This window comes from Nocardia sp. NPDC127526, from assembly GCF_042672265.1.
GTDB lineage: Bacteria > Actinomycetota > Actinomycetes > Mycobacteriales > Mycobacteriaceae > Nocardia.
This window is the reverse complement of the sequence record NZ_JBHXVO010000022.1, coordinates 42,132-67,553: the sequence shown is the minus strand read 5'-3', so window position 1 is coordinate 67,553 and position 25,422 is coordinate 42,132. Positions and strand designations below refer to the sequence as shown.

Genomic DNA, 25,422 nt, shown 5'->3' with positions numbered 1-25,422 from the left:
GACACAGGGGCTCAACCGCTTGCTTGCTGCTCGGACCGCTGCGCGATGGAGGTGAACAGCCCGACCGTGCGGCGGACCGCCGGGTTGCCCGCGATCGATACGCGGACGGCCATGCTCACCTGGCGGACCGGCGTCGGTTCCGTCAGGGGGCGCGTCGTCACCCCGGCGGGCAGATCCACGGCGGCGAGGCGGGGGAGCACGGTGATCCCGATACCCGTTGTCACCATGGGCAATGCGGTCCGGTAGTCCGGGGTCTGCACCTGGAATCGAGGCGTGATCCCGGCCTGGGCGCAGGCGTCCAACAGGATTCGGCGGCACGGCCCCGCGGTGGGCTCGTTGTCGATCCAGGGCCGGTCCGCCAGTTCGGCCAGGCGCACGGCCGGCCGTGCGGCGAGCGGATCATCGGATCGCATGGCCACCACATGCGGATCGGTGATCAGCGGCCGCACCTCCACCCCCGCCGGTGGGGCGATGCCCGCGTCCTCGATGAAGATCTCGACATCACAGTGCCCGTCGCTGGTCTCGCTCATGCGCAATTCCAGTCGCAGATCCGGGAATTCGGTGCGCAGCACCTCCACGATGGGCGGCAGCCAGGTCGCGCCGACGGAGGCCACGTACCCGATCGACAGGCTGCCGACCCGCCCGGCGCGCAGATCGCCGACCACCCCGTCGAGCCGGCTCAGTTCCTCGAACACCCGATTCGCCTCAGCGGCCAGCACCCGCCCGGCCGCGGTGGGCGCGATGCCGCGGCCCACCCGCTCGACCAGCCGCAACCCGGTCTGCCGCTGCAGCGCCGCCAATTGCTGACTGGCCGCCGACGCGGTGTAGCCCAGGGTCGAGGCGCTCGCCCGCAGGGAGCCGGTGGCGATGACGGTCCGGAGCAGTTGGAGCCGGGTGAGGTCGAGCATATCCCGATAGTACAGCTGGGCTTAATGAATGTTTGTGATTGTTCGCTTGTCCTGTTCAATTGTCCGAGTCACGATGACTGCGTGACCCAGGAAATTCGCGTGCACGACCTCGCCGATCAGCCGGTACCGGCGGCCCCTCGCCGCTTCGGACCCGGCGCCGCCAGCGCGCTCGCGGCACTGACCGCGGTCGTGCTGTGGGCCTCGGCCTTCGTCGCGATTCGCGATGCGGGCCCGCATCTTTCACCCGCCCCGATGGCCCTGCTGCGCCTGGTGGTCGCCGCGCTGGCGCTGAGCGTCCCCATGCTGGCCCGCCGCGACGCCCTGCGCCGCATACCCCGCTCGCCCCGGGCGCTCCTGCTGGTGACGACCTACGCGGTGCTCTGGCTCGCCGGATACACCGTCGCCCTGAATACGGCCGAACTGCACGTGGACGCCGGAACCGCCGCGCTCCTGGTGAATCTGGCCCCACTCCTGGTGGCCTTCGGCGCCGCCGCCCTGTTCCGCGAACACCTGACCCGGACGCTGCTCATCGGCGCGGCCGTATCCCTGGCCGGCGTGGGCATCATCGCCCTGTCCAGCGGCGGCGGGCACCGCGACGGCCTCGGCGTCCTGCTGTGCATCCTCGCCGCCGTGCTCTACGCCGCGGGCATGCTGGTCCAGAAACCCGCACTGCGCTATGTGGATCCGCTCACCGCCATCTGGCTCGGCTGCCTCATCGGCGCCGTCGTCCTGCTCCCGTGGACGCCGCAGTTGATCACCGAACTCTCCACCGCTCCCGCCCGCGTCGTCGCCGACGGCATCTACCTCGGATTGTTCCCGACGGCATTGGGTTTCACGGCCTGGTCCTACGCCCTGCACCGCACGGATGCCGGCCGCCTGGCCGCCGGCACCTACGCCGTCCCCGCCATCTCCATCCTGCTCTCGTGGGTGCTGCTGGGCGAAGTCCCCACGGCCTGGGCCCTGCTCGGCGGCACGGTCTGCCTGATCGGCGTCGCCATCTCCCGCCGCACCGCCGGCCGGGCGGGCCGGTGACCCGCTGCGCGCAGTCCTACTCCGCTGTGCCGCCGCGCGATCCGGGACGGAAGCCGTGTGCGGCGGCGGCCGCGGCGGCCGCCAGGGCAATGAGTGCCGTCACCGCGGCCGCGGCGGGGAGCGATCGGCTTCCGATGGCGTTCAACAGGAATCCGCCGAGGAGACCGCCTCCGGCGACGGCCAGGTTGAAGACCGTCACCAGCATGGACTGGGCCACGTCGGCCTCGTTGCCGGCGGCGTCGGCGATGGCGGTCTGCAGGAGGGTGGGCGCTCCGCCGAAGGCCAGCCCCCAGGCGACGGTGCCGGCGACGACGAAGGCGGGTGATCCGCCGGCGGTGGCCAAGACCGTTGTCGCGGCGGCGAATACGGCGAGGGAGACCAGCGTGGTGGTGCGTAGCCGCCGGTCCACCAGGGTGCCGGTGATCCAGATGCCGGCGATGGCGGCCGCACCGAATATCAGCAGTACGACATCGGTGCGCTGCTCCAGGCCGGAATGCGTGAGGAACGGGGCCACATAGGTGTAGAGGACATTGTGGGCCAGGATCCAGCCCAGCACGACCGCGAGGACCGGGCGCACGCCGGGAATGGCGAACACCTGCCGCAGCGGCCGGCGGGCGTCCGCGGCCTGTCCCGGTAGGTCCGGCACCAGGGCCCGGATCCACACCAGCAAGGCGGCGGCGAGGGCCGACATGATCCAGAATGCGGCGCGCCAGTCCAGCAGGGAGCCGAGCCACGTGCCCAGCGGCACACCGAGAGTCAGGGCGATGGGCTGGCCGACGCCGACGACGGCCAGGGCCCGGCCCTGAATGTGCTCGGGCACCAATCGGCGGGCGTATCCGGCGAGCAGGCCCCAGATGACGCCCGCCGACATGCCCGCCGCGAATCGCGCCGCCAGCGTGAGGGAATAGCTGGACGACAGCGCCGTCACGGTATTGAACACCAGCAGACCGGCCACGGCGGCCAGGAGCAGCGGGCGGCGGCGCAGGCCGCGGGTGGCGGTGATCACCGGAATGGCCGCGGCCACCGAGCCGAGCGCGTAGAGGGTGACCAGCTGCCCGGCCCGGGATTCGGAGATATGCAGCCCCGCGGCGATTTTCGGCAGCAGTCCGGCGGGCATGGTCTCGGTGACGATGGCCAGGAATCCGGCCGTGGTGAAGGCCAGCAGTTTGCCGATGGGCGGCTTCGCCCGGGACGGTGCGCCGCCGCGGGCGGAGGTGTCGAGACTCGTCATCGGTGCGCTCCTATCGGGCCAGATAGGAGGCGGCCATATCGGCCGCGCCGTGCCCGGCCCGGGCCGCGCGCTGGAACCGGCCCAGCCCGGCCGCCGTGACATCGACGGTGATCCCGGCCCGCTCCGCCGCCGCGGTGATGAGCCGGGAGTCCTTGACCGCGTTGTCGATCGAGAAGGCCACCGCGAGCTCACCGGTCAAAGCCGCACGCGCCTTCGCCTGGAAGAAGCCGCTGTCCAGCGGGCCGCCGGTGACCGCCTCCACCACCAGATTCGGATCCACGCCCAAAGCCTCCGCCAGGGACAGGCTTTCGGCGATGCCGTGGGTGAGCGCGAAGACCAGGCTGTTCAAGGCCAGTTTGAGCCGGGTCGCCGCGCCGGGCTCCGCCGCGACCCACAGCGTGCGACTGCCGATCGCATCGAAAACGGCTGTCGCGGTCTGGCGTTCCCTTTCCGGCCCCGCGGCCAGCACCACCAGGCGGCCCAGTTCGGCGGGCTGCTTGGTGCCCTGGACGGGCGCGTCGTAGAACACCAGGCCGCGCTCGGCCGCGAAACCGGCCAGCTCGGCGGTGTCGGCATCGCCGACGGTGCTCAGTTGAATCCACACCGTGCCCGGCGCGGGCGCGGCCGATTCCATCACCTCCCGCACCGCCGCCGCATCGGTGAGCACCGTGACCACGACGTGCGCGCCCGCCACCGCCTCCGCCGCCGTCCGTGCGACCTCGATTCCCTCGGCCGCCAATGGCTCCGCCGCGGCGGGGGTGCGATTCCAGGCCCGCACGGTGAATGCCGTGCGCAGATTCCGCGCCACCGGCGCACCGATGATGCCGGTGCCGAGCACGGTCGCGATCGGGGACTGTTCGGTCATGAAGACAGCTCCTCATTGATTTTGACTGATCATTACAATATGCGGGCAGCGCAAAGCCGCCCGGTCGAAAGGTCTTGTTGCAGAGTGGGATTCGCTGCCGCTACAGCATTCTCATGGTGGTCTCGACAATGTCGGTCAAGGTGTCGCGGTCCGCCGTCCGACCGAGCACCCGCAATCCGTACATGGCATTGAGAAGATAGGCCGCCAGCGCCGCAGGCTTGCGATCCGCGTCGATCTCGCCATCGCGGCGCGCCCGCTCGAGCGCCTCCTGAAAGGCATCCTGCATCCGGTTGAAGGTGTGCCGCACCAGCGCCGTCGCCTCGGCGTCACTGCCGCCGAGCTCGATGGCCGCATTCACCGCCAGGCAGCCGCGGTTCGCGGGCGCCGCCCCGGTTTCCTCGTCGACCACCGTCATCAGCACCGCGCGCACGCGATCCCGGACCGGACCGTCACCCCGGAGGACCTCGACCTGGGTTGTCGCCCATTCGCTTTCGTATCGTCGCAGGCATTCCAGGAACAACTGGTGCTTCCCGCTGAAGGCGTTGTAGAGGCTGCCCCGGCCCAGGCCGGTGGTGTCCACCAGATCCTGGGCGGAGGTCGCCGCATACCCCTTGTTCCAGAACGCCGTCATCGCGGCATCCACGACACGATCCGGATCGAAGGCTTTGGGGCGAGGCATGACAGCACTCTAACATGTATTTTAACGAACGTTACAAAACCGGGGTGCGCCCGGCTCGGACGGCAGGCGCGCCGCCCGCGCAATGAAGCTGATGGCGTGATACCAGCCGCACAACAACAGCAGGTCCATCAACTGCCGGTCGTCGAAGACCGCCGCGAGCCGCGCCCAGAGTTCGTCGCCGATGTCGTTGTCATCATGAAGGGCGTCGACGGCGCGCAACAGTAGCCGCTCGGATTCGTCCGTCCAGCAAGGGTCTTCGGGTCCGCCGTGGGTCAGCGAGGTCCGCTGCTGCGGCGTGATGCCGGCGCGCTCGGCGAAAAACGCCATGTGCACGCCCCATTCGTATTCGCAGCCGCAGCGGGCGCAGGTGCGATCGATGACCAGTTCACGCAGTCGCAGGCCGAGCGAGAGTTCCCGGCCGAGTTCGTAGCCGCCCCATCCGTGCATGGCCGTGGCCATCGGCGGGTTGCGTGCGAACAGCCGGAACAGGGCGATGGGTGGTGCGCCGGGGGGCGTCATGCGTTCCAGCAGCGCACCGGTCTCCTCGGTGTAGGGCGGTTCCAGGGGCTCGATTCTGGGCATTGCCTGCTCCCGTGTTTCGGAAATAGAAACACCTGTGGATGTTAGTGTTTCGATAATCGAAACACAAGGCTCAAGGAGTGCGATGGCGTCCCCTCGACCGGGCCGGCCGGTGCGCGGCTCGACCACCGGCAGGCCCCTCATGGCGGCCCTCGACCTGCTCGGCCGCCGCTGGACGCTGCGCATCATCTGGGAACTGCGCGAGGGGCCGGTCGGCGCCCGGGCGCTGCTCGCGCGCTGCACGGGCCTGTCGTCGAGCGTGCTGTATCAGCGCCTGGCCGAGCTCGCCGAGGCGGGCGTAATCGCCACGGGCGCGGACGGTTACCTGTTGACGCCCCTCGGCGCGAAGCTGCACGGCGCGATCGCCCCGCTCGACGCCTGGGCCGACGAATGGGCGGAATCCCGGTCGGCCGCAGACTGATTCGAGTGCGGAGGTCGCCGCTAGCCGCCCGCGATGATGACGGTGCGGCCGTTGAGCGGTTGGGTCGGGCGGTTGGAGTGCGGGAAGAGGGCGTGATAGCGGTCGGCGACCTCGCGGGAGACCGGCACCGGATTGCGCAGCACCGTCCACGAAACGCCTTCGCTGCACGGCGGAGTGGTCAGCGAGCCCTCGTAGCGGAATTGGCCGAGGTCCGCGGGCAGGAGAGTCCGCAGATCGATCGGCCCGGTCAGCACCGACTCGCCCTGCCGCTGCGGCACGGTGGCGAGCAGCGGGTCGAATCCGGACGCGCCCGCCGTCTCCTGCATGAGGATGCCGAGCACGGCCAGGCTGCCGCTGTCGTCGCGATGCACCAGGTGCAGCTCCATGGTGGAGTTCACCCCGTCCACGGTGTGCTCGCTGGGCATGTGGAAGTGGAACTGGGTGAGCTGGAAGGGTCTGCCGCCCAGCAGGATCCGGCTCGAATCGGCCGCGGCCGGGCGTACCAGCAGCGTGTGCCCGTCGTGCAGGATGCCGAAAGCGGGCACGATGCCGTACTCGATGGTGATGTGATCGTCCGGATGCAGCTGGGTATGGCTGGACAGATCGACCGGCGACTGCGCGTGCCCGGTCCCGCACGTCAGGTATCGGCTATCCAGTTCGGCCCAGTGCTCGGGCCCCTCCGCCTCGTAATCCCAGTGCGGGGAAGTCTCCGAGGTGGCGGCCGTGGGTTTGCGGGAAGGTCCGGCGCAGCCGGTTATCGCCAGCAGGGCCAGGCCCGCCAGGATTTGCCGGCGTCCGAGCGGACGACCCGCCCGCTCCGCCTCACCAGAATATGCCTCTTGGTCAGATTGCAACGAATGTCCAATTAGTACAAGGGATTTCGTGGTATCGACGATTCAGGCTATGCCTGTGCGAGACGGCGCACCAGGGCCCCGGAGTGCGAGGCGCGTCACACCGGCGGTACTCGGTTGCCGGCCGCGACCCGCTGACCCTGTCCGGGTGTCCGACTTTCGGCGGATGGCCGGAGGCTCGGTGGATTCTCTACGCTCGTTCGATGATCGACGAGAGTGCGGTGAACGCCCCGACGCTGCCGGATCCGCGGGTGCGGGGCGGCGCGGGGCGGTGCGGGATCCGGGTGGCTGTCGTGGACGACGAGGCCTTGGTGCGGACGGGGTTCGAGCTGATTCTCGCTGCCGCGGACGGGATCGACGTGGTGGGGACGAGTTCGGGTGGGGAGGCCGTGGAGTTGATCGGGTCGGTGCGCCCGGATGTGGTGCTGCTGGATATCCGGATGCCCGATGTCGACGGGCTCACCGTCTTGCGGCGGCTGCGGGAGCTGCCGGAGCCGCCGGTGGTGGCGATGCTGACGACCTTCGACACCGACGAATACATCGTCACGGCATTGCGCAGCGGCGCGGCCGGATTCCTGTTGAAGGACACCGAGCCGGAGCAGCTGGCGCAATCGGTGCGCACCCTGTACGCCGGGGGAGTGGTGATGTCGCCGAAGGCGGCGGTGACGCTGCTGCACGGGGATACCGAGCTCGGGCGGATGGCGGCCAGTGATGTCGAGGTGGCGCGGATCGACACCTTGACCGAGCGCGAGCGGGATGTGCTGGTGCTCTTGGCCGAAGGGCTGTCCAATGCCGAGATCGGGCAGCGGATCTTTCTCAGCGTGGGCACGGTGAAGGATCATGTCAGCGCGATACTGACCAAGTTGCGCGTCAACAGCCGCGTGCAGGCCGCGCTGGTGGCGCAGCGGGCCGGGCTGCTCCGGAAGGACCATGGATCATTCGAGAACAGTTGCGGAAGCCGGTGATCGATGCGGCGGTGGTGCTGTTCGCACTGGGCGATGCCTGGTACGGCAGCCTGTGGCTCGAAACCGACGGGATCGCCGCGGCGCTGATCGCCTGTGCCGCACTGGTGTTCCGGCGGCGCTGGCCCTTGCCGGTCTTCCTGGCCACCCTGCCGGCCACCTTCCTGACCGGCATCGTGGTCGCGCCGGCGGTCGCCCTGTACACCCTGGCCGTGCACACGCGCCGCCGGTGGCCGCTGGTCGCGTGCGTGGTGGCGGAGATAGTGCTGGCGACCGCGTCGGACCCGCCGATCGTGGAGGACGGCGGGCGCGCCGACGCGCTGATCGGCCTGGTGTATCTGACGGCCTTGGCGGCCGCGCCGGTGCTGTTCGGCCGGCTGGTGCGCACCCGTGACGAGCTCGCCCGGCGGCTGGTCGAGATCGAGGAGGTACGCGATCACGAACGGCATCTGCACGCCCAGGCGGTGCTGGCGCGGGAACGCGCCCAGATCGGCCGGGAGATGCACGATGTGGTGTCCCATCAGGTCAGTCTGATCGCCGTGCGCGCCGGGGCCCTCATGGTCGCGGCGCCCGATACCGGTATTCGCGAGGCCGCCAACACGATTCGCAAGCTGAGCGTCGATACCCTGGACGAGCTGCGGCATCTGGTGACGCTGCTGCGCGCCGCCGGTGGTCGCGGCACCGACCTGACCCCGCAGCCGACGCTGGCGGATCTGCACACCCTGATCGACGGCAGCGCGATCACGGTCGAGCTCGAGGGCACGCTGCCCGCGGAGATCACCGGCGCCGCGCAGCGAGCCGTCTATCGCACGGTTCAGGAAGCCCTGACCAATGTGCGCAAGCACGCTCCGGGCGCCGGCGCGAGCGTCCGATTGTGGTCCGGCGCCGATCATTTCGGAGTGACGATCACCAATACCGCACCCACCCGGGTCGCGATTCCCCTGCCCGGGGCGGGATACGGCCTGCTCGGCCTGTCCGAACGCGCGGAACTGCTGCACGGGCAGCTGACCGCGGGCGCCACCCCGGACGGCGGCTTCCGCGTCGAATTGCGGCTCGACCGCAGCTGATCCCCCCGAGTGGGGAGCCGAATCCCCCAGGGGACCGGAAACATTCAGCCACTCGGCGGGTTCCCGCGGGCATCCCGGTTCGGAAAACTGGTGCCTGCGCTTGACCACCGGGCGCGTTAGGCGGCGAAAGCCCGCGGATATCTTTCCCTCTCCGCGGGCATTCGCCGCCCTTGTGCGTTCTACGGGGCCCTTGCGCGTGCCGCGGGGAAATCCCCCCGCCCGGCTGTGAATCTTCCAGCCGAAAGGGGGGTGTGCTCCTGACTTTCGGCGGGTATCGAGCGCGCGCGGCGGATACCTACGCTTCGTCCGGTTGCCGGATTTTCACCGTTGTATCGGTCGGAGCCGCAACACATTTCGCGGCGCCCGACGTCGCAACGCAGCAACATGATGAGGGTAAAAATGAACAACTTTCGCGACACCGGTCGCGCGGCGCGGGTTGCCGGACTCGGCGCGGCGGCCGCGGTGGCCATGGGCCTGTTCTCCACCGGAGCGGCCAACGCGGATACTTTCGTGCCCCTGCCGGACGGACAGCGGGTCGGCCCGGGTGTGACGATCACCCGCACGCAGGAGAGCGCGAAGATCTCTCCGTCGCTGGCCGCCAATGGCGCCGGGCGCGTGGCCTGGCTCTCGGGCATCGTGACCGCCGATGTCACCCAGACGCCGGAGGGCAAGCCGGGGCCCTGGAACGGTGCGGCGAACGCCCCCGGCACCAATAACTCCTCCACCCACGGGTCCTCGCGCATGACCACCGGCTACATCGTCGGCTGCCAGATCAGCATCGGCGACGAGGCGATCTCCGCGGGTGTGGGCGGCGGCATCACCACCTCCGGCTTCAGCGCCAGCGGCTCCATCGGCTTGGAGCTCGGGCCGGGCGAGGTCGCCTTCGTGGGCGTCGAGGGCAAGGACATCCTGACGACGGGGATCTACTCCGTGGAGTACCAGGACGTCGAACTCGAGATCCAGGGCTGCGCCGGCTATGCCCAGGCGCGCTCGTACACCGTGGTCGAGATCATCGGCGACCACTACTCCAAGACCTCCCTCTACGGGATGCCGTTCAGCATCGGCTGACCCGGTCCATTGCCACATCAACTCTTGCTCAAGCTTTTTCGATCCCAGAGGGAAGCTCGATGATCAACCGTGAGAACGCGGCGCGCCTGGGCTGCGCCGCCGCTGCCACCGTGGCCCTGGGCCTGTGCTCCGCCGGGGCCGCCAATGCCGATACCTTCGTGCCGCTGCCGGGCGGCGAAATCACCCGCACCCTGACCGACGGCACCGTGGTGACCGTCCGCCTGGTCGGCGAGTCCGCGAATATCAATCCGTCCATGGGCGCGACCCCGGTGCACCGCAACGCATGGGTGTCGGGCAGCGCACAGGTCGAGGTGTCCGGCCCGAATGCCAAGGGCGGCAAGATCTATCCCGGCTACGTGGTGGCCTGCCAGGTCAATATCGGCGGTGGCGGCGTCACCGGCGGCGTCAGCGGCGAGAGCGACTGGGAGGGCAAGAAGCCCTCGGTCGGCGGCAAGGGCGGCGCCACCCTCTCGCTCGGCCCGGGCCAGGCCGAGGCCATGTACCTGCTCGATCTCGAGGAGGCCGACGACTTCGGCGACGAAACGCACTCCACCCGCAACAAGTTCAAGGGCGCGAACGGCAGCGTCACCTGGGCCGACTCCACCGTCGGCGTCACCGGTTGCGCCGGATACGCCCAGGCCCGCGCCTTCGTCAAGGTGAAGGTCGAGACCGCCAATGTCAATTCCGTTGTGACACTGTGGGGTCAGCCGTTCAGCATCGGCTGATGGCTTTGCGGAAGGTCAGCAGGCACAGGCTCAGCGCCTCGTGCCTGGCTGTCCCCTCCTTGATGTGCTCCCACGCGGCGAACAGCAGGGCCCACAGCACCTGCTGAACCCAGGCCGGGCCGAGCCGTGCGTCGATGACGCCCTCGGCCCGGCCGCGTTCGATCAGGTCCAGGAATTCGCGTTCCTCCGGAGTGTGCTGTTCCCATTCGGGGCCGGACAGCAGTTGCGGCTCGGCGTAGGAGAGCATGAAAAGGTCGCCGAATTCGAAGTACTCCTGGCACAGCCGGTCCAGCGCGTCCAGCACCGGACCGTCGTGCAGCCGGGCGCGCGCCACCGCCGCATTGACCTTCTCGATGGCATCGGCGCCGAGGGCCGCGATGAGATCGGACCGCTCGGGGAAGTAGCGGTGCATGGTGGTGCGGCCGACGCCGGCCCGGCTCGCGATCGCCGCCATGGACGCGCCGGGTTTGCGGGAGAGCACGGCCACCGCGGCGTCGAGAATGGCTCGCCGCGTACGCGCCCGCGTGCCGGACTCCGCCATGGTCTCACTCATGGGTCATACGATAATCCTTTGACCAAATTGGAACAGGATGTTCCAATTCAGGAATGAGTGTTCCGAAAACCAATCGTTTGCCTCGGCTGCGGGTGCTGTGGTCCTTCGCCCGTCCGCACCTGCGCACGATCGGCCTCGGGATGGTCCTGGCGCTGGCCGTCTCGGCCATGGGGCTGGCGACGCCGATGGTCACCAAATGGGTGCTCGACTCCCTCGGGACCTCCACCTCACTGCTGTGGCCGATGCTCGTGCTGCTGGGACTGTTCCTGGTCGGCGTGGTGGTCCAGGCGTGGGAGTGGATCCTGCTCGGCTCGCTCGGCGAGCGGGTGGTGCTGGAAGCCCGGGAATCCATGGTGCGCAGGTTCTTCCGCGCCACCCTGCCGGCCGTGACCAGCCGCCCGGTGGGCGAGCTCGTCGCCCGCGTCACCTCCGATACGGTGCTGCTGCGCGAGGCGGCCTCCTCCAGCGTGATCGGCCTGATCAATGGCGCGATCATGCTGGTCGGCACGCTGATCCTGATGGCCGTGCTGGATCCGGTCCTGCTCGGCGTCACGGTTGCCGCGGTGCTGGTGTGCGTCGCGCTGTTCGCGACGCTCATGCCCGGCATCGCCAAGGCGCAGGAGCAGGCCCAGGAGCATGTGGGCCGGCTCGGCGGCATGCTCGAGGGCGCGCTCGGGGCCATCCGGACGGTCAAGGCGAGCCGCGCCGAGACCCGCCAGACCGAACGGATCCTGCACGACGCCCGCGAATCGGCCGCCCACGGTATCCGCGCGGTCCGACGCGAGGCGATCGCGTGGAGCGCCGGCATGAGCGGCGTGCAGTTGGCGATCCTGCTGATCCTGGGCATCGGCGCCTGGCGCGTGAGCGAGGGCCTGCTGCAGGTCTCCACGCTCATCGCGTTCCTGCTCTATGCCATCGGCCTGCTGGATCCGATCACCATGCTGAGCCAGCACCTGACCACACTGCAGGCCGGCATCGCCGCCGCCGGGCGCATTCGCGACATGGATGGGCTGGAGCTGGAAACCGATGCCGTCACTGCGGGCCCGAGCGTCGCCCGTCCGGCTGCTGACGGACCGGTGCTCGAATTGCGCGGCGTGACAGCGGCATTCGGGCCGAACACCGCACCCGCCCTGCGCAATGTCGACCTGTCCATCGCACGCCGCGGTCACACGGCGATCGTCGGGCCGTCGGGCGCGGGCAAGACCACGACACTCTCGCTGATCCTGCGGTTCCTCGAAACCCAAACGGGCGAACTGCTTCTCGACGGCCGCCCGTACCGCGAGCTCACCCACGAGGAGGTGCGGTCCCGCCTGGCCTACGTGGAACAGGACACCCCCTTGGTGCCCGGCACGATTCGCGAGAACCTCCTGCTCTCGCGCCCCGACGCCACCGAGGAGGACCTGCGCCGCGTGCTCGCGGAGGTGCGCCTGACCGACAAGGTCGACGCCCTGGAGAACGGCCTGGACACCCCACTGAGCTCGACCGCCGTCTCCGGCGGCCAGCGGCAGCGAATCGCCCTGGCCCGCGCCATCCTCCGCACCCCCGACGTGCTGCTCCTCGACGAGGCGACCGCCCAGCTCGACGGCCTCACCGAGGCCGCCATCCACGACTGCATCCGCCGCCGCGCCGCCGAATCGGCGGTCGTCACCGTCGCCCACCGGCTGTCCACGGTGATCGACGCGGACACCATCGTCGTCATGGAAGCGGGCCGCATCCGCGCCACCGGCACCCACGAGGAACTGCTCGCCACCGACGAGCTGTACCGGAAACTGGTTCGGGCCCTGCGGATCTCGTCCGCGGAAGCACCGGATCACGCCGTGCCCTCTCGCATGTGAACGCGCGGGCCGACGCTGCTGGGCGGCCGCCCGTTGTCGCAGGCCGGGTACACTGGCCAGTGGCTTCGGTGACAGCCGAGGACCATCAGGCCTCTCGGGTCGTCTTCTCGTCGCGATGCCGCCCAAAGCTCCGGAGAGGGCGAATGTGGCAATTACCGCAAGCGATACGGCCGGTCATCGGTCATCGGATCAGCAGCGGAAGGCCGCCGAGCTCGCCGCCGGCGGGGATTCGATACGGGCCTATCTGAAACAGATCGGCCGCGTTCCGCTGCTGTCCGCGGCGCAAGAGGTGGATCTGGCGATCCGGATCGAGGTCGGGCTCTACGCGGCGGAGAAGCTGCGCGAGGAAGTCGCGGCGCCGACCGGCATCGCCGCCGGGCGCCGGCGCGACCTGGCCTGGCTCGCCCGGGACGGCGTCAAGGCCAGGGATCATCTGCTCGAGGCGAATCTGCGCCTGGCGGTGTCGATCGCCAAGCGCTACACCGGGCGCGGCATGCCCTTTCTCGACCTGATCCAGGAAGGCAATCTGGGTCTCGTTCGCGCGGTCGAGAAATTCGACTACAGCAAGGGATTCAAGTTCTCGACCTATGCCACGTGGTGGATCCGGCAGGCGATCACGCGCGCCATGGCCGATCAGGGCCGCACCATCCGGATCCCGGTGCACATGGTGGAGATCATCAACAAGCTCGGGCGCGTGCAGCGGGACCTGCTCCAGGAACTGGGCCGCGAGCCCACCCCCGAGGAGCTGGCCGAGGAACTGAACATCACGCCCGCGAGGGTGCTGGAGATCCGGCAGCTCGCGCGTGAGCCGATCTCGCTGGATCGCACGATCGGCGACGCGAGCGAGAGCCAATTCGGCGATCTCATCGAGGATTCCGAGGCGGTCGTCGCGGTCGACGCGGTGGCCTTCGTCCTGCTGCAGGCCCAGCTGGACCGGGTGCTCGACTCGCTCACCGAGCGCGAGGCCGGCATCGTGCGCATGCGTTTCGGCCTGAGCGACGGCCAGTGCCGCACCCTGGACGACATCGGCAAGGTCTACGGCGTCACCCGGGAGCGAATCCGCCAGATCGAGTCCAAAACCATGTCGAAGCTGCGCCATCCGTCCCGCTCACAGTCGCTGCAGGGCTACCTCGACTGACCCGGTCCGCTCCCGGCGGGCTCAGCGTCCCGCGGTGGTGAGCCGGTGGTCGGCTTCGAGGAGCATCCACCCGCTCACCTGGACGGACAGGTCGCGGCTCAGGTTCGCCGACCAGGCGGCGGACGAATCCGGCAGCCGGAGCAGGTTTCCCGGGCGGTCCGGCACTTCGACGCGGCGGGTCCAGTCCGCGCCGAACAGCGGCAAGCCGTCCACCTCGGCGCGATGCCGCCAAGCCGCCCGCGCCGAGGCGTGCACGATCTCCGCCGCGGTGGTATCGCCCAGGGACAGTGCGGCTTCGGCGAGATACCGGGCGAGTATGCCCATGAACAACCCCGAGTCGTCCCCGGCAGCCCCGATGATCACCCCGTCCTCGGTGAGCCCCTTCCCGGTCGCGGCCACCAGCTCCGCCGCGCGGTCACGGTGAACGGATTCACCTGTGCGCATCGCCAATTCGGTCTCCAAACCGATGGCCACGCCCTGGCAGTAGGTCAGCACGACCCGATCCACCCGCCCGCCGGGCTCATGAACCCCGTCGAAGATCAGGCCACTGCCGTTGTCGCGCAATCGATTGTGCAGAAAATCGGCGAGCCGCCCCGCGCGCGGCAGATCCCCCAGCCGCGCCAACGCAATACCGGTCGGACCGATCGCCGGGGTGTTGTAGTACTGGTCCCCGGCCCGCCAGGGCACCGCGCCGACAACCGGATTCCACCCGTCCAGCAAGGCTTCCCGCAGATCCTCGACAGCACTCCCGAACCGAACCCCCAGCAGCCGATCGGCCCGCTCGAGGGTGATCGCCAGCCACCCCATATCGTCGTAATACCGGTTCGTCCACCCGCTGATGTTCCGCGCCCGAATCCCCCGCGCCAGCGCCACCACCCGATCGATCCGCTCGGGCGTACGCGCCCGCTGCGCCGCATCCACCGCACAGTCCAGCAGATGCGCCTGCCACCAGTAACACCACCGCACGAACGACTGCTGCAACAACGTCGCCGGCCACACCAGCGTCCCCAGCCGCAACCCCGGATGCCCCCACAGCGCCCGCACATGCCGCCGCACCACCGCCTGCTCCGCCAACTCCGCCCGCACCCCGGAATCCTCGGGTCCGGCGGTCCACTGCCGGGCGATCGTCCCCGCCGTGGTCGGCTGCGCCAGCGCGGTCAGCGCGACCGCCGCCCCGGCCGCCCGCAACACACTCCGCCGACTGATTTCCTTGTCCCGGCGATCCATCCCCTCGGACTCCTCGACCTGATCATCGACCACCGCAACAGGTACACCGTGCCCCCAGCCTCGCGTGCGGCGATGGACAAACACTGAACTGCTCCCGTGCGCCACGAGAACGTCTGGCGGAGTAGGCGCTCTCGAAGGTGTCAACCCATTGCACCAGCCCGCCGATCAACGGGAAAGGGTGCGCCCAACGGGAGAGGACGCGCCGCCGTATCGGCCGCCGGTCCGGGCGTGCGCACGCCCGGTGCGCGAATGCACTGTGGCGTTTGCTGGAGAGTTACGACGATGTGATTCCGACGCGTGCTCGCCGGGCGAAACGGACGGATCCGGGGCTCGGCGGGGTGTCCCGCCGAGATGTGGAACGTTGTGCGCGAGGGGGGACTTGAACCCCCACGTCCGTGGACACCAGAACCTAAATCTGGCGCGTCTGCCAATTTCGCCACTCGCGCTGATGGTACGACCGTCCAAACTTTACCGGGCCGAACGGGGATCACGAAGCACCGGGGAGGTGTGGCGTACTGGTCGGTAACCCTACCTGGGGTTATAACGATTCGGTAACGGGCAACGTGAGGGGGGCTCACGTTTCCTTCATGGGTGTAACCGGCCTCACCAGCGGCTTCAAACATGAGGGAGGGTCATGTTTCGGATTCTTCTGGTACGGGCGTCTCGGAATACCCGGTAGTAGCGGTGCTAGGCGATGCCAAACATGAGGAGATCCTCATGATTTTGTGGAATCCTCGCCATCTACCAGGGCCAGTTGGCCGGAGGAACACCTGCGCACCGTGAGCGCGGCCCAGTCCTGTGGGGATGGGGACGCCAGGAGAAGGAAGTCGAAGTCTTGACGATCAACGAGAGCACCGGGACCGGAGCCAAGGCCGAGACGGCTGGAAAGAACCGGGAACAAGGAGTCAGGTCGTCGCTGCTGGATCGGTTGCTGGGAGGCGCGCCGTACGCGTTGGCGTTCGGGGGGCAGGGGGCCCGGTGGCTGTCCGAGCTCGAGGAGATCGGGCGGGATTCCGCGCTCGAACCCGAGCTGACGGCACTCGTCAACGAAGCCGCGCAACTGCTGGAACCCGTTGCGGCACAGCTACTCGTGGTGCGGCCGGTCGGCTTCGACCCCATCGCCTGGATGCTGGAGGAAGAACTCGCCGATCCCGAGCAGGGGGAGGTGTCGGCGGCGCCCACAGCGCAGGTGTTGCGTTCCGCCGCGGTCTCCATGCCGGGTGTGTTCCTGACCCAGGTCGCCGCGCTGCGTGCCCTGCGTTTGCAGGGCCTGGACATCGTGGCGCAGGCTCCGGTCGCCGTCATCGGTCACTCGCAGGGCCGCATTGCCGCCACCGCCGCGCAGGCGCACGGGCAGCGTGACGCCGAACTGCTGGCCATCGCCCAGCTCGTGGGCGCCGCGGCCGGTCTGGTCGCGCGCCGGCGCGGGCTCATGCCGGTGGGGGAGCGCTCGCCCATGGTGGCGGTCTCCAATGTCGATCCCGAGCAGTTGCGGGCGGTTGTCGAGCAGCTGTCCGCCGATGTCGCCCCGGACAAGGCCGCGGTGCTCTCCATTCGCAACGGCCGTCGCCGCGCGGTGCTCTCGGGCCCGGTGGCGCAGCTGGACCGGGTGCGGCGGCGCTGCGCCGAGATCCACGACGAGCAGGCGCGCGAGCGCGAGGCCAAGAAGCGCGGCGGCTCGATCTTCGCGCCGGTGTTCGAGGACATCCCGGTCGAGGTGGCCTTCCACCACCCGGCGCTGGCCGACACCGTCGAGCTGGTGCGCGGCTGGGCCGGGCAGTGCGGCATCGACGCCGAGCTGGCCGGATCGCTGGCCCAGGAAGTCCTCGTCGACCCCATCGACTGGGTCGCCACCGTCGATGACACCGTTGCCGAAGGCGCGCAGTGGATTCTGGACCTCGGTCCCGGAGATCTGCTGTCCCGCCTCACCTCCGGCTCGCTGAAGGGCACCGGCGTCGGCGTCCTCGCCGCCTCCACCCGCGCGGGCCAGCGCAGCCTGTTCACCCCGGGCGCCGCCCCCGAGATCGCCCCCGCCTGGGCCTCTTTCGCGCCCAAGCCGGTGCGCCTGCCCAATGGCCGCATCGTGGTCGAGACCGCCTTCACCCGCCTCACCGGCCGCTCGCCCATCCTGCTGGCGGGCATGACCCCCACCACCGTGGACGCGAAAATCGTTGCGGCCGCGGCCAATGCCGGGCACTGGGCCGAGCTGGCCGGCGGCGGTCAGGTCACCGAGCAGATCTTCGCCGACCGGGTGGAGGAGCTGAAGCAGCTGCTGCAGCCGGGTCGCGCCGTGCAGTTCAACTCGCTGTTCCTCGACCCCTACCTGTGGAAGCTGCAGCTGGGCGGCAAGCGCCTGGTGCAGAAGTCCCGCACCGCCGGCGCCCCGTTCGACGGCGTCATCGTCACCGCCGGCATTCCGGAGCTCGAGGAGGCCGTCGCCCTCATCGAGGAACTGACCGAGATCGGCATCACCCACGTCGCCTTCAAGCCCGGCACCGTCGCGCAGATCCGCGCCGTGCTGCGCATTGCCGACGCGGCCCCGGACTACCCGGTCATCATGCACGTCGAGGGCGGCAAGGCCGGCGGCCACCACTCCTGGGAGGACCTCGACGACCTGCTGCTCGAGACCTACGCCGAACTGCGCGGCCGCGAGAACGTCATCGTGTGCGTCGGCGGCGGCATCGGCACCCCCGAGCGCGCCACCGAATACCTCACCGGCGCTTGGTCGCAGCGGCACGGCTACCCGGCCATGCCCCTCGACGGCGTGCTGGTCGGCACCGCCGCCATGGCCACCCTGGAGGCCACCACCGCGCCCGAGGTCAAGCAGCTGCTCGTGGACACCCCCGGCACCCCCGACTGGGTCGCCGCGGGCACCGCCACCGGCGGAATGGCTTCCGGCCGCAGCCAATTGGGCGCCGACATCCACGAGATCGACAATGCCGCCTCGCGGACCGGCCGCCTGCTCGACGAGGTCGCCGGCGACGCCGAGGCCGTGGCCGCGCGCCGCGCGGAGATCATCGAGGCGCTCGACCGCACCGCCAAGCCGTACTTCGGCGATGTCGCCGCCATGACCTACACCGAATGGCTGGAGCGCTACGTCGAACTCGCCGTCGGCCTGGACCGCCGCAAGGACTTCGACTGTGGCGGCGACTTCGGCGATGCCATCGCCGAGGCCACCCGCTCGGTGTGGCTGGACATCACCTGGCGCGACCGGTTCGCGGAAATGATGCGCCGCACCGAATCCCGCCTCAACCCGGCCGACCGCGGCGAGATCGCGACCCTGTTCGCGGACGACGCCGAGTTCGAGGAGCCGGTGCGCGCGCTGTGCGCGCTGAAGGAGGCCTACCCGGCCGCCGACCACACCGTGCTGCACCCGGCCGACGTCCCGTTCTTCGTCGCGCTGTGCAAGACCCCCGGCAAGCCGGTCAACTTCGTGCCCGTCGTGGACGGCGACGTGCGCCGCTGGTGGCGCTCGGATTCGCTGTGGCAGGCCCATGATCCGCGCTACTCGGCCGATCAGGTCTGCGTCATTCCGGGCACGGTGGCCGTCGCGGGCATCACCCGGGTGGACGAGCCGGTCGGCGAACTCCTCGACCGCTTCGAACAGGACACCGCGTACTCGCTGGTGCGCGCGGGCGTCGTCCCGGCCGCCGTGGACGGCCGCCGCCGCGCCGAGGTCACCTCCGGCGCCATCGACACCGTGCTCGCCGCCCCCGATGTGCAGTGGGCCGGCCGCACCACGGTCAACCCGATCCACCGCCTGGGCGACCTCGCCGAGTGGACCATGAACGGCAAGGGCGCGATCCACCCGCCCACGGGCGCCACCCTGAGCGCCACGGAGGGGCCCGAAACCGACCACGCCTATGTGGAATTGAGGGTGCCGCTGCTCGGCAAGGATGCGGTCCGAATCCGCATCACCGTCCCCGTCAGCGTCTACAACGGCGGCGCCCCGGTCATCACCGAGGACGATGCCGAGGCCGCCATGTCGGCCCTGCTGGCCGTCGCCGCCGGGCAGTCGCTGCCGGAGGTGAAGACCGTCGACGGCGCCAAGGTCGCCCACATCAACCTGGCCTGGACCCCGGACCTCATCGCCGATCACGCCGGCGTCACCGGCTCCGGGCTCCCGGAGACCCTCAGCACCATCGGCCGCACCGTGCCCGACGTGCTCGTGGGCGCCTGCTGGCCCGCCGTGTTCGCGGTGCTCGGCGCGACCCGCACCGACTCCGGCGCCAGCGTCATCGAGGGCATGCTTGACCTGGTCCACCTGGACCATCAGATCGCGCTCGTGGGCCAACTCCCCGACGGCGCAAGCGTTCTCGCCGTCCGCGCCGAGGCCGGGGAAACCCTCGACACCGATCTGGGCCGCGTCGTCGAGGTGCGGGTGAAGATCACCGGCATGCTGGACAAGCCGGAGACCGGCATGTCCATGCCGACCATCGCCACCCTCACGGAGCGCTTCGCCATTCGCGGCCGCACCGGAGCCGGCGAGCTCACCGATCCGCCGCGCGCCGCGGGCAGCCTGTCGGACAAGGCTTCCGACACCCCGCGCCGCCGACGCCGCGACGTCACCATCACCGCGCCCCGCGCCATGGCCGCCTTCGCGCAGGTCTCCGGCGACCACAACCCCATCCACACCTCCGATTCCGCCGCCAAGCTGGCCGGCCTGGGCAGCCCGATCGTGCACGGCATGTGGCTGTCGGCCGCCGCCCAGCACGCGGTCTCGGCGATCGATCTGGGCGACAAGGTGCCGCCGCGCACCCTGACCGCGTGGACCACCCGCTTCCTCGGCATGGTCCGCCTCGGCGCGCAGATCGATGTGCGCGTCGAGCGGGTGGCCGTGGACCAGGGCAGCGAGATCGTCGAGGTCTCCTGCCGCATCGACGGCGATCTGGTCATGACGGCCACCGGCCGCATCGCACCGCCCAAGACCGTCTACGCCTTCCCCGGCCAGGGCATTCAGACCAAGGGGATGGGTCTGGACGCCCGCACCCGCTCCAAGGCCGCCAAGGAGGTCTGGGACCGCGCCGACAAGCACACCCGCGAGGCCCTCGGCTTCTCGATTCTGGCTGTCGTGCGCGACAACCCGACCTACCTCAAGGCCCGCGGCGTCGAATACCGGCACCCGCAGGGCGTGCTGCACCTGACCCAGTTCACCCAGGTCGCCATGGCCACCCTCGGCGTCGCACAGGTCGCGGAGCTGCGGGAGGCGGGCGCGTTCATCGAGGGCGCCATGCTGGCCGGGCATTCGGTCGGCGAGTACAACGCCCTCTCCGCCGTCGCCGGCGTGCTGCCCATGGCCGCCGCGCTCGAGGTGGTGTTCCAGCGCGGTTCCGCCATGCACGAACTGGTGCCCCGGGATGCCCAGGGCCGCAGCAACTATCGGATGGCCGCCATCCGGCCCTCGCAGATCGGCGTGGCCGACGACGACGTGATCGACTTCGTCACCGGCGTCGGCGCGAGCGTCGGCGAGTTCCTCGAGGTCGTGAACCTCAACCTGCGCGGCGCGCAGTACGCCATCGCGGGCACCGTCAAGGGCCTGGAGGCGCTCGAGGAGGAAATCGAGCGGCGCCGTGCCGAATTCGGCGGCAAGCGGGCCTTCGTGCTCATCCCGGGCATCGACGTGCCGTTCCACTCCACCGTGCTGCGCGCCGGCGTGCCGGAGTTCCGCGCCAAGCTGCAGGAGCTGCTGCCGTCCGACCTGCATCCGGAAATCCTTGCCGGACGCTACATTCCGAACCTGGTGCCGCGGCCGTTCTCGCTCGAGCGCGACTTCATCACCGAGATCGCGGAACTGGTGCCCTCCGAGCCGCTCGCGGAGGTGCTCGCCAACTTCGACGAGTGGTCCGCCAAGCCCACCGAGCTGTGCCGCGTGGTGCTGGTGGAGCTGCTGGCCTGGCAGTTCGCCAGCCCGGTGCGCTGGATCGAGACCCAGGACCTGCTGTTCACCGATGTCGAGCACGGTGGCGTCGGCGTCGAGCGATTCGTCGAAATCGGTTTGGCCGCAACGCCGACCGTGGCCAACCTGGCGTCCAACACGCTCAAGCTGCCGCAGTTCGCCGATGCCACGGTGGAGGTGCTCAATATCGAGCGCGAAGCCGGCATCGTGTACTCGACCGACACCGATCCGGCTCCGGTCGAGGACGTGGAGGAGGCTCCGGCCGAAACCTCCACTGCCGCCGCAGCTCCGGCCGCCGCCGCGCCCGCCGCAGCTCCGGCCGCCGCCGCGCCCGCCGCAGCTCCGGCCGCCCCCGCCGGCGGCCCGCGTCCGGACGACATCGCGTTCTCCGCCGCCGACGCCACCCGCGTGCTCATCGCGTTGTGGACCAAGCTGCGCCTGGACCAGATCGGCCCGGTGGACACCATCGAGGGCTTGTGCGACGGCGTCTCCTCGCGGCGCAACCAGCTGCTGGTCGACCTCGGCGCGGAACTGTCCCTGGGCGCCATCGACGGTGCGGCCGACGCCGATATGGGCGCGCTGTCCGCCACCGTGGAACGTCTGGCCCGCACCTACAAGCCGTTCGGCTCGGTGCTCTCCGACGCCATCGGCGACCACCTGCGCAAGGTGTTCGGCCCGTCCGGCAAGCGGCCCGCCGCCATTGCCGACCGGGTCAAAAAGACCTGGGGCCTGGGCGACGGCTGGGCCAGCCACGTCACCGCCGAGGTCTCACTCGGCACCCGCGAGGGCGCCAGCGTGCGCGGCGGCGAGCTGGGCGGGCTGGTCTCCGGCGGCCTGAACGACGGCGCCGCCGTGGACGCCGCCATCGACGCCGCCGTGCAGGCCGTGGCCGCGCGCCGCGGGGTCGCGGTCGCCATGCCGTCCGCCGGTGGCGGCGGCGGAGCCACCGTGGACGCCGCCGCGCTGGGCGAGTTCACCGAGCAGATCACCGGGCAGCAGGGCGTGCTCGCCACCACCGCCCGCGTCATCCTCGAGCAGCTCGGCCTGACCGAGCAGGCGTCCGCCCCGGAGGCCACCGACGACACCCTCGTCGATCTGGTGTCCGCGGAACTGGGCACCGACTGGCCGCGGCTGGTCGCGCCCGCCTTCGACGCCAAGAAGGCCGTGCTCATCGACGACCGGTGGGCCAGCGCCCGTGAGGATCTGGCGCGGCTGTGGCTGGGCGAGGACGCCGAGCTGGCGGAGTTCCCGGTCGACGGATACCTCGGCGCCGGTGAAGCCGTTGCCACGCAGGCCAACTGGTGGCGCGAGCGCGCCAAGGGCGAGGCCCGCTCGGTGCTGGCCGGGGTGTACGGCCGGATCGCCGAGGCCGCGCTGGGCAGCGAGGAGCCCGGGGCCTGGTCCTCCGATATCGCCGTGATCACCGGCGCGAGCAAGGGTTCCATCGCGGCCGCCGCGACCGGACGCCTGCTCGCGGGCGGCGCCACGGTCGTCGTCACCACCTCCAAGCTGGACGACAACCGGCTCGGCTTCTACAAGAAGCTGTACCGCGACAATGCCCGCCACGGCGCCGCGCTGTGGGTGGTGCCCGCGAACATGGCCTCCTACAGCGATATCGACGCCCTCATCGACTGGGTCGGCAACGAGCAGGTCGACAATGCCGGTGGCGCAAAGGTTCTCGTCAAGGAGGCGATGACCCCGACGCTGCTCATGCCGTTCGCCGCCCCGCGCGTGGCCGGCGATCTGGCCGATGCCGGCGCCCGCGCCGAAATGGAGATGCGGGTCCTGCTGTGGTCGGTCGAGCGGTTGATCGGCGGCCTGTCCAAGCTGGGCGCCGATCACGATGTGGACGCCAAACTGCATGTGGTGCTGCCGGGTTCGCCCAACCGCGGCCTGTTCGGCGGTGACGGCGCCTACGGCGAGTCCAAGGCCGCCCTCGACGCCGTGGTCACCAAGTGGCGGGCCGAGAAGTCCTGGGCCGAGCGGGTCACCCTGGTGCACGCGCTCATCGGCTGGGTGCGCGGCACCGGGCTCATGGGCCACAACGATCCGCTGGTCGAGGCCGTGGAGAAGGCCGGCGTGCACACCTGGTCCACCCAGGAGATGGCCGACGAGCTGCTCAAGTGGTGCACCATGCGGGCCCGCATCGTCACCGCCACCGGACCGCAGCAGATCGACCTCACCGGCGGCCTGGCCCGCGCCAAGCTGGACCTGTCCGCACTCGCCAAGGACGCGCACGCCGCGGCCGAGGGCGCGCAAGCCGAAGGCGACAACGGCATCGACGGCGCGACCATCGCCGCCCTGCCCGCCCCGCCGACCCTGACCTCCGCCCTGCCGGTTCCCGAATGGGGTTCGGTGACAGCCGAACTCGACGATATGGTCGTCATCGTCGGCGCGGGCGAGCTGGGCCCCTACGGCTCCGCGCGCACCCGCTTCGAGATGGAGGTCTCCGACCGGCTCTCCGCCGCGGGCGTGCTGGAACTGGCGTGGACCACCGGCCTGGTCACCTGGGAGAACGATCCCAAGCCGGGCTGGTACGACGCCGAAACCGGGGACTACGTCGACGAATCCGAGCTCGCCGACCGCTACCACGACACCGTGGTGGAACGCTGCGGCGTGCGCCGCTACGGCGACGACGGCGCAATGCTCGACAACACCGCGCCACTGCTCACCTCGGTGTTCCTCGACAAGGACCTGTCCTTCGTGGTCAACAGCGAGGCCGAGGCGCGCGCCTTCTTCGCCGCCAATCCGGAGCAGACGGTCATCACGCCGGTCGCGGATTCCGGCGACTGGCAGGTGACGCGCAAGGCGGGCACCGAGATTCGGGTGCCGCGCAAGGCCAAGCTGTCGCGCACCGTCGGCGGTCAGATCCCCACCGGCTGGGATCCCACCAAGTGGGGCATCTCCGCCGATATGGCGAATTCCATCGACCGCGTGGCGCTGTGGAACATCGTCTGCACCGTGGACGCGTTCCTTGGCTCCGGCTTCAGCCCCGCCGAGCTCATGCAGTGGGTGCACCCGGCGCTGGTCGCCAACACCCAGGGCACCGGCATGGGCGGCATGTCCTCCATGCGCTCGCTCTACATCGACAACCTGCTCGGTGAGCCGCGCGCCAACGACATCCTGCAGGAGGCGCTGCCGAACGTCGCTCTGGCGCATGTGGTGCAGAGCTACGTCGGCTCCTACGGCGGCATGATCCACCCGGTGGCGGCCTGCGCCACCGCGGCGGTGTCTGTCGAGGAGGGCGTGGACAAGATCCGGCTCGGCAAGGCCGATCTGGTGGTCGCCGGCGGCTACGACGATCTCGGCATCGAGGGCATCGTGGGCTTCGGCGACATGTCCGCCACCGCCGACTCGGCCGCCATGTCCGCCAAGGGCATCAGCGACCGCTACTTCTCCCGGGCCAACGATCGCCGCCGCGGCGGCTTCGTCGAATCCCAGGGTGGCGGCACGATTCTGCTCGCCCGCGGCAGCGTGGCCCTGGACATGGGCCTGCCGGTGCTCGGCGTGGTCGCCTTCGCCCAGTCCTTCGCCGACGGCGTGCACACCTCCATCCCGGCCCCCGGCCTGGGTGCGCTGGGCGCCGGCCGCGGCGGGCCGGAGTCCAAGCTGGCCAAGGAGCTTCGCAAGCTGGGCGTGAGCCCCGACGAGGTGTCGGTCATCTCCAAGCACGACACCTCCACCGCGGCAAACGATCCCAACGAGTCCGAGCTGCACGAGCGCCTCGCCACCGCCATCGGACGCTCGGAAGGCGCTCCGCTGTTCGTCATCTCGCAGAAGACCCTCACCGGTCACGCCAAGGGCGGCGCGGCGGCCTTCCAGCTCATCGGCCTGTGCCAGGTGCTCGAGCAGGGCGTCATCCCGCCCAACCGCAGCCTCGACTGCGTGGACGACAAGATGCGGGCCTACCCGCACCTGGTGTGGGTGCGCGAAGCCCTCGAACTGGGAGATCGCTTCCCGCTCAAGGCCGGTCTGGTCACCTCGCTCGGCTTCGGCCACGTGTCGGGCCTGCTCGCGGTGGTCCACCCGCAGGCCTTCATCGCGGCCATCGAGCCGGGCAAGCGCGAGGAGTACCAGCGCCGCGCCGAGGAGCGTCAGCTCAACGGCCGCCAGCGCCTCGCCGAGGCCATGTGCGGCGGCGCCCCGATGTACGAGCGCCCCGCCGACCGCCGCCTGGGCGGCGACGGCACCCCGGCCAAGCAGGTGCGTCAGCTCGAAGCCGACACCCTGCTCTCGCCGCAGGCCCGCCTGAACGACGGCGTGTACGTGGCCGTCCCGAAGGGACCGGCCTGCCGGTAAGCCGGACAGGCACAACCGAACCCGGTACCAGCGGAGCCTACGGAACCGTAGGCTCCGCTGGTACCTTCGTGCCCAGCTCCCCAGAG

General features: G+C 70.1%; 16 protein-coding genes, 1 tRNA gene and 1 pseudogene. 9 read left to right on the top strand and 9 right to left on the bottom strand.

Annotation, left to right across the window (positions count from 1 at the left end):
* Positions 1–11: 11 nt before the first annotated feature.
* Positions 12–908, bottom strand: coding sequence for a LysR substrate-binding domain-containing protein (locus ACFVIV_RS28360; protein WP_379201435.1), 897 nt, complete (start codon positions 906–908; stop codon positions 12–14).
* A gap of 81 nt (positions 909–989) precedes the next feature.
* On the opposite strand from ACFVIV_RS28360, the gene ACFVIV_RS28355 reads away from it, so the two are divergent.
* Positions 990–1,940 (top strand): DMT family transporter, encoded by a 951-nt coding sequence (locus ACFVIV_RS28355; protein ID WP_379201433.1) that lies wholly within the window; start codon positions 990–992, stop codon positions 1,938–1,940.
* A 16-nt stretch (positions 1,941–1,956) separates the two neighbouring features.
* Here ACFVIV_RS28355 and ACFVIV_RS28350 read toward each other — a convergent pair whose 3' ends face one another.
* The 4 genes from ACFVIV_RS28350 to ACFVIV_RS28335 all read right to left on the bottom strand — a co-directional run bounded on the left by ACFVIV_RS28350 (position 1,957) and on the right by ACFVIV_RS28335 (position 5,297).
* The gene (locus ACFVIV_RS28350) at positions 1,957–3,171 is read right to left on the bottom strand and encodes an MFS transporter (protein ID WP_379201432.1); all 1,215 of its coding nucleotides are present in this window, start codon (positions 3,169–3,171) and stop codon (positions 1,957–1,959) included.
* A gap of 10 nt (positions 3,172–3,181) precedes the next feature.
* On the bottom strand, positions 3,182–4,036 hold the full coding sequence (locus ACFVIV_RS28345; protein WP_379201430.1) for an NAD(P)-dependent oxidoreductase: 855 nt from the start codon (positions 4,034–4,036) through the stop codon (positions 3,182–3,184).
* Positions 4,037–4,136: 100 nt separating this feature from the next.
* Positions 4,137–4,715 carry a TetR/AcrR family transcriptional regulator gene (locus ACFVIV_RS28340; RefSeq protein ID WP_379201428.1) on the bottom strand — a complete coding sequence of 193 codons (579 nt, stop codon included), beginning with the start codon at positions 4,713–4,715 and terminating at the stop codon, positions 4,137–4,139.
* A gap of 21 nt (positions 4,716–4,736) precedes the next feature.
* Positions 4,737–5,297 (bottom strand): carboxymuconolactone decarboxylase family protein, encoded by a 561-nt coding sequence (locus ACFVIV_RS28335; protein ID WP_379201426.1) that lies wholly within the window; start codon positions 5,295–5,297, stop codon positions 4,737–4,739.
* An 82-nt stretch (positions 5,298–5,379) separates the two neighbouring features.
* Here ACFVIV_RS28335 and ACFVIV_RS28330 point away from each other — a divergent pair, with 82 nt between their 5' ends.
* Positions 5,380–5,715 (top strand): winged helix-turn-helix transcriptional regulator, encoded by a 336-nt coding sequence (locus ACFVIV_RS28330; protein ID WP_379201424.1) that lies wholly within the window; start codon positions 5,380–5,382, stop codon positions 5,713–5,715.
* Between the two features lie 20 nt (positions 5,716–5,735).
* Here the strand turns inward: ACFVIV_RS28330 and ACFVIV_RS28325 are convergent, their stop codons facing one another.
* Positions 5,736–6,569: a carbonic anhydrase gene (locus ACFVIV_RS28325; protein ID WP_379201422.1), complete on the bottom strand. Its 834-nt coding sequence runs from the start codon at positions 6,567–6,569 to the stop codon at positions 5,736–5,738.
* A 200-nt stretch (positions 6,570–6,769) separates the two neighbouring features.
* Between ACFVIV_RS28325 and ACFVIV_RS28320 the strand changes: the two genes are divergently transcribed.
* The 4 genes from ACFVIV_RS28320 to ACFVIV_RS28305 all read left to right on the top strand — a co-directional run bounded on the left by ACFVIV_RS28320 (position 6,770) and on the right by ACFVIV_RS28305 (position 10,388).
* Positions 6,770–7,531, top strand: coding sequence for a response regulator (locus ACFVIV_RS28320; protein WP_379201420.1), 762 nt, complete (start codon positions 6,770–6,772; stop codon positions 7,529–7,531).
* A complete protein-coding gene (locus tag ACFVIV_RS28315) occupies positions 7,516–8,595 on the top strand; it encodes a sensor histidine kinase (protein ID WP_379201418.1) in 1,080 nt (359 codons plus the stop codon). The genes ACFVIV_RS28320 and ACFVIV_RS28315 overlap by 16 nt, the downstream gene beginning before the upstream one ends.
* A 399-nt stretch (positions 8,596–8,994) precedes the next feature.
* Positions 8,995–9,663: an MspA family porin gene (locus ACFVIV_RS28310; RefSeq protein ID WP_379201416.1), complete on the top strand. Its 669-nt coding sequence runs from the start codon at positions 8,995–8,997 to the stop codon at positions 9,661–9,663.
* Positions 9,664–9,722: 59 nt separating this feature from the next.
* Positions 9,723–10,388, top strand: a complete 666-nt coding sequence (locus ACFVIV_RS28305; RefSeq protein ID WP_379201414.1) for an MspA family porin — start codon at positions 9,723–9,725, stop codon at positions 10,386–10,388.
* Here the strand turns inward: ACFVIV_RS28305 and ACFVIV_RS28300 are convergent.
* On the bottom strand, positions 10,375–10,941 hold the full coding sequence (locus ACFVIV_RS28300; protein WP_379201412.1) for a TetR/AcrR family transcriptional regulator: 567 nt from the start codon (positions 10,939–10,941) through the stop codon (positions 10,375–10,377). The two genes, ACFVIV_RS28305 and ACFVIV_RS28300, sit on opposite strands and share 14 nt — an antisense overlap.
* 53 nt (positions 10,942–10,994) lie before the next feature.
* On the opposite strand from ACFVIV_RS28300, the gene ACFVIV_RS28295 reads away from it, so the two are divergent.
* A complete protein-coding gene (locus tag ACFVIV_RS28295; RefSeq protein ID WP_379201410.1) occupies positions 10,995–12,776 on the top strand; it encodes an ABC transporter ATP-binding protein in 1,782 nt (593 codons plus the stop codon).
* Between the two features lie 190 nt (positions 12,777–12,966).
* Positions 12,967–13,914, top strand: a pseudogene (locus ACFVIV_RS28290) (RNA polymerase sigma factor); the annotation flags it as partial.
* 21 nt (positions 13,915–13,935) lie between these two features.
* On the opposite strand, the gene ACFVIV_RS28285 reads toward ACFVIV_RS28290, so the two are convergent.
* Both ACFVIV_RS28285 and ACFVIV_RS28280 read right to left on the bottom strand, forming a co-directional pair.
* A complete protein-coding gene (locus tag ACFVIV_RS28285; RefSeq protein WP_379201552.1) occupies positions 13,936–15,141 on the bottom strand; it encodes a glycoside hydrolase family 76 protein in 1,206 nt (401 codons plus the stop codon).
* Positions 15,142–15,505: 364 nt separating this feature from the next.
* A tRNA-Leu gene (locus ACFVIV_RS28280) sits at positions 15,506–15,587 on the bottom strand.
* A gap of 389 nt (positions 15,588–15,976) precedes the next feature.
* On the opposite strand from ACFVIV_RS28280, the gene ACFVIV_RS28275 reads away from it, so the two are divergent.
* Positions 15,977–25,336: a fatty acid synthase subunit beta domain-containing protein gene (locus tag ACFVIV_RS28275; RefSeq protein WP_379201408.1), complete on the top strand. Its 9,360-nt coding sequence runs from the start codon at positions 15,977–15,979 to the stop codon at positions 25,334–25,336.
* Positions 25,337–25,422 lie beyond the last annotated feature (86 nt).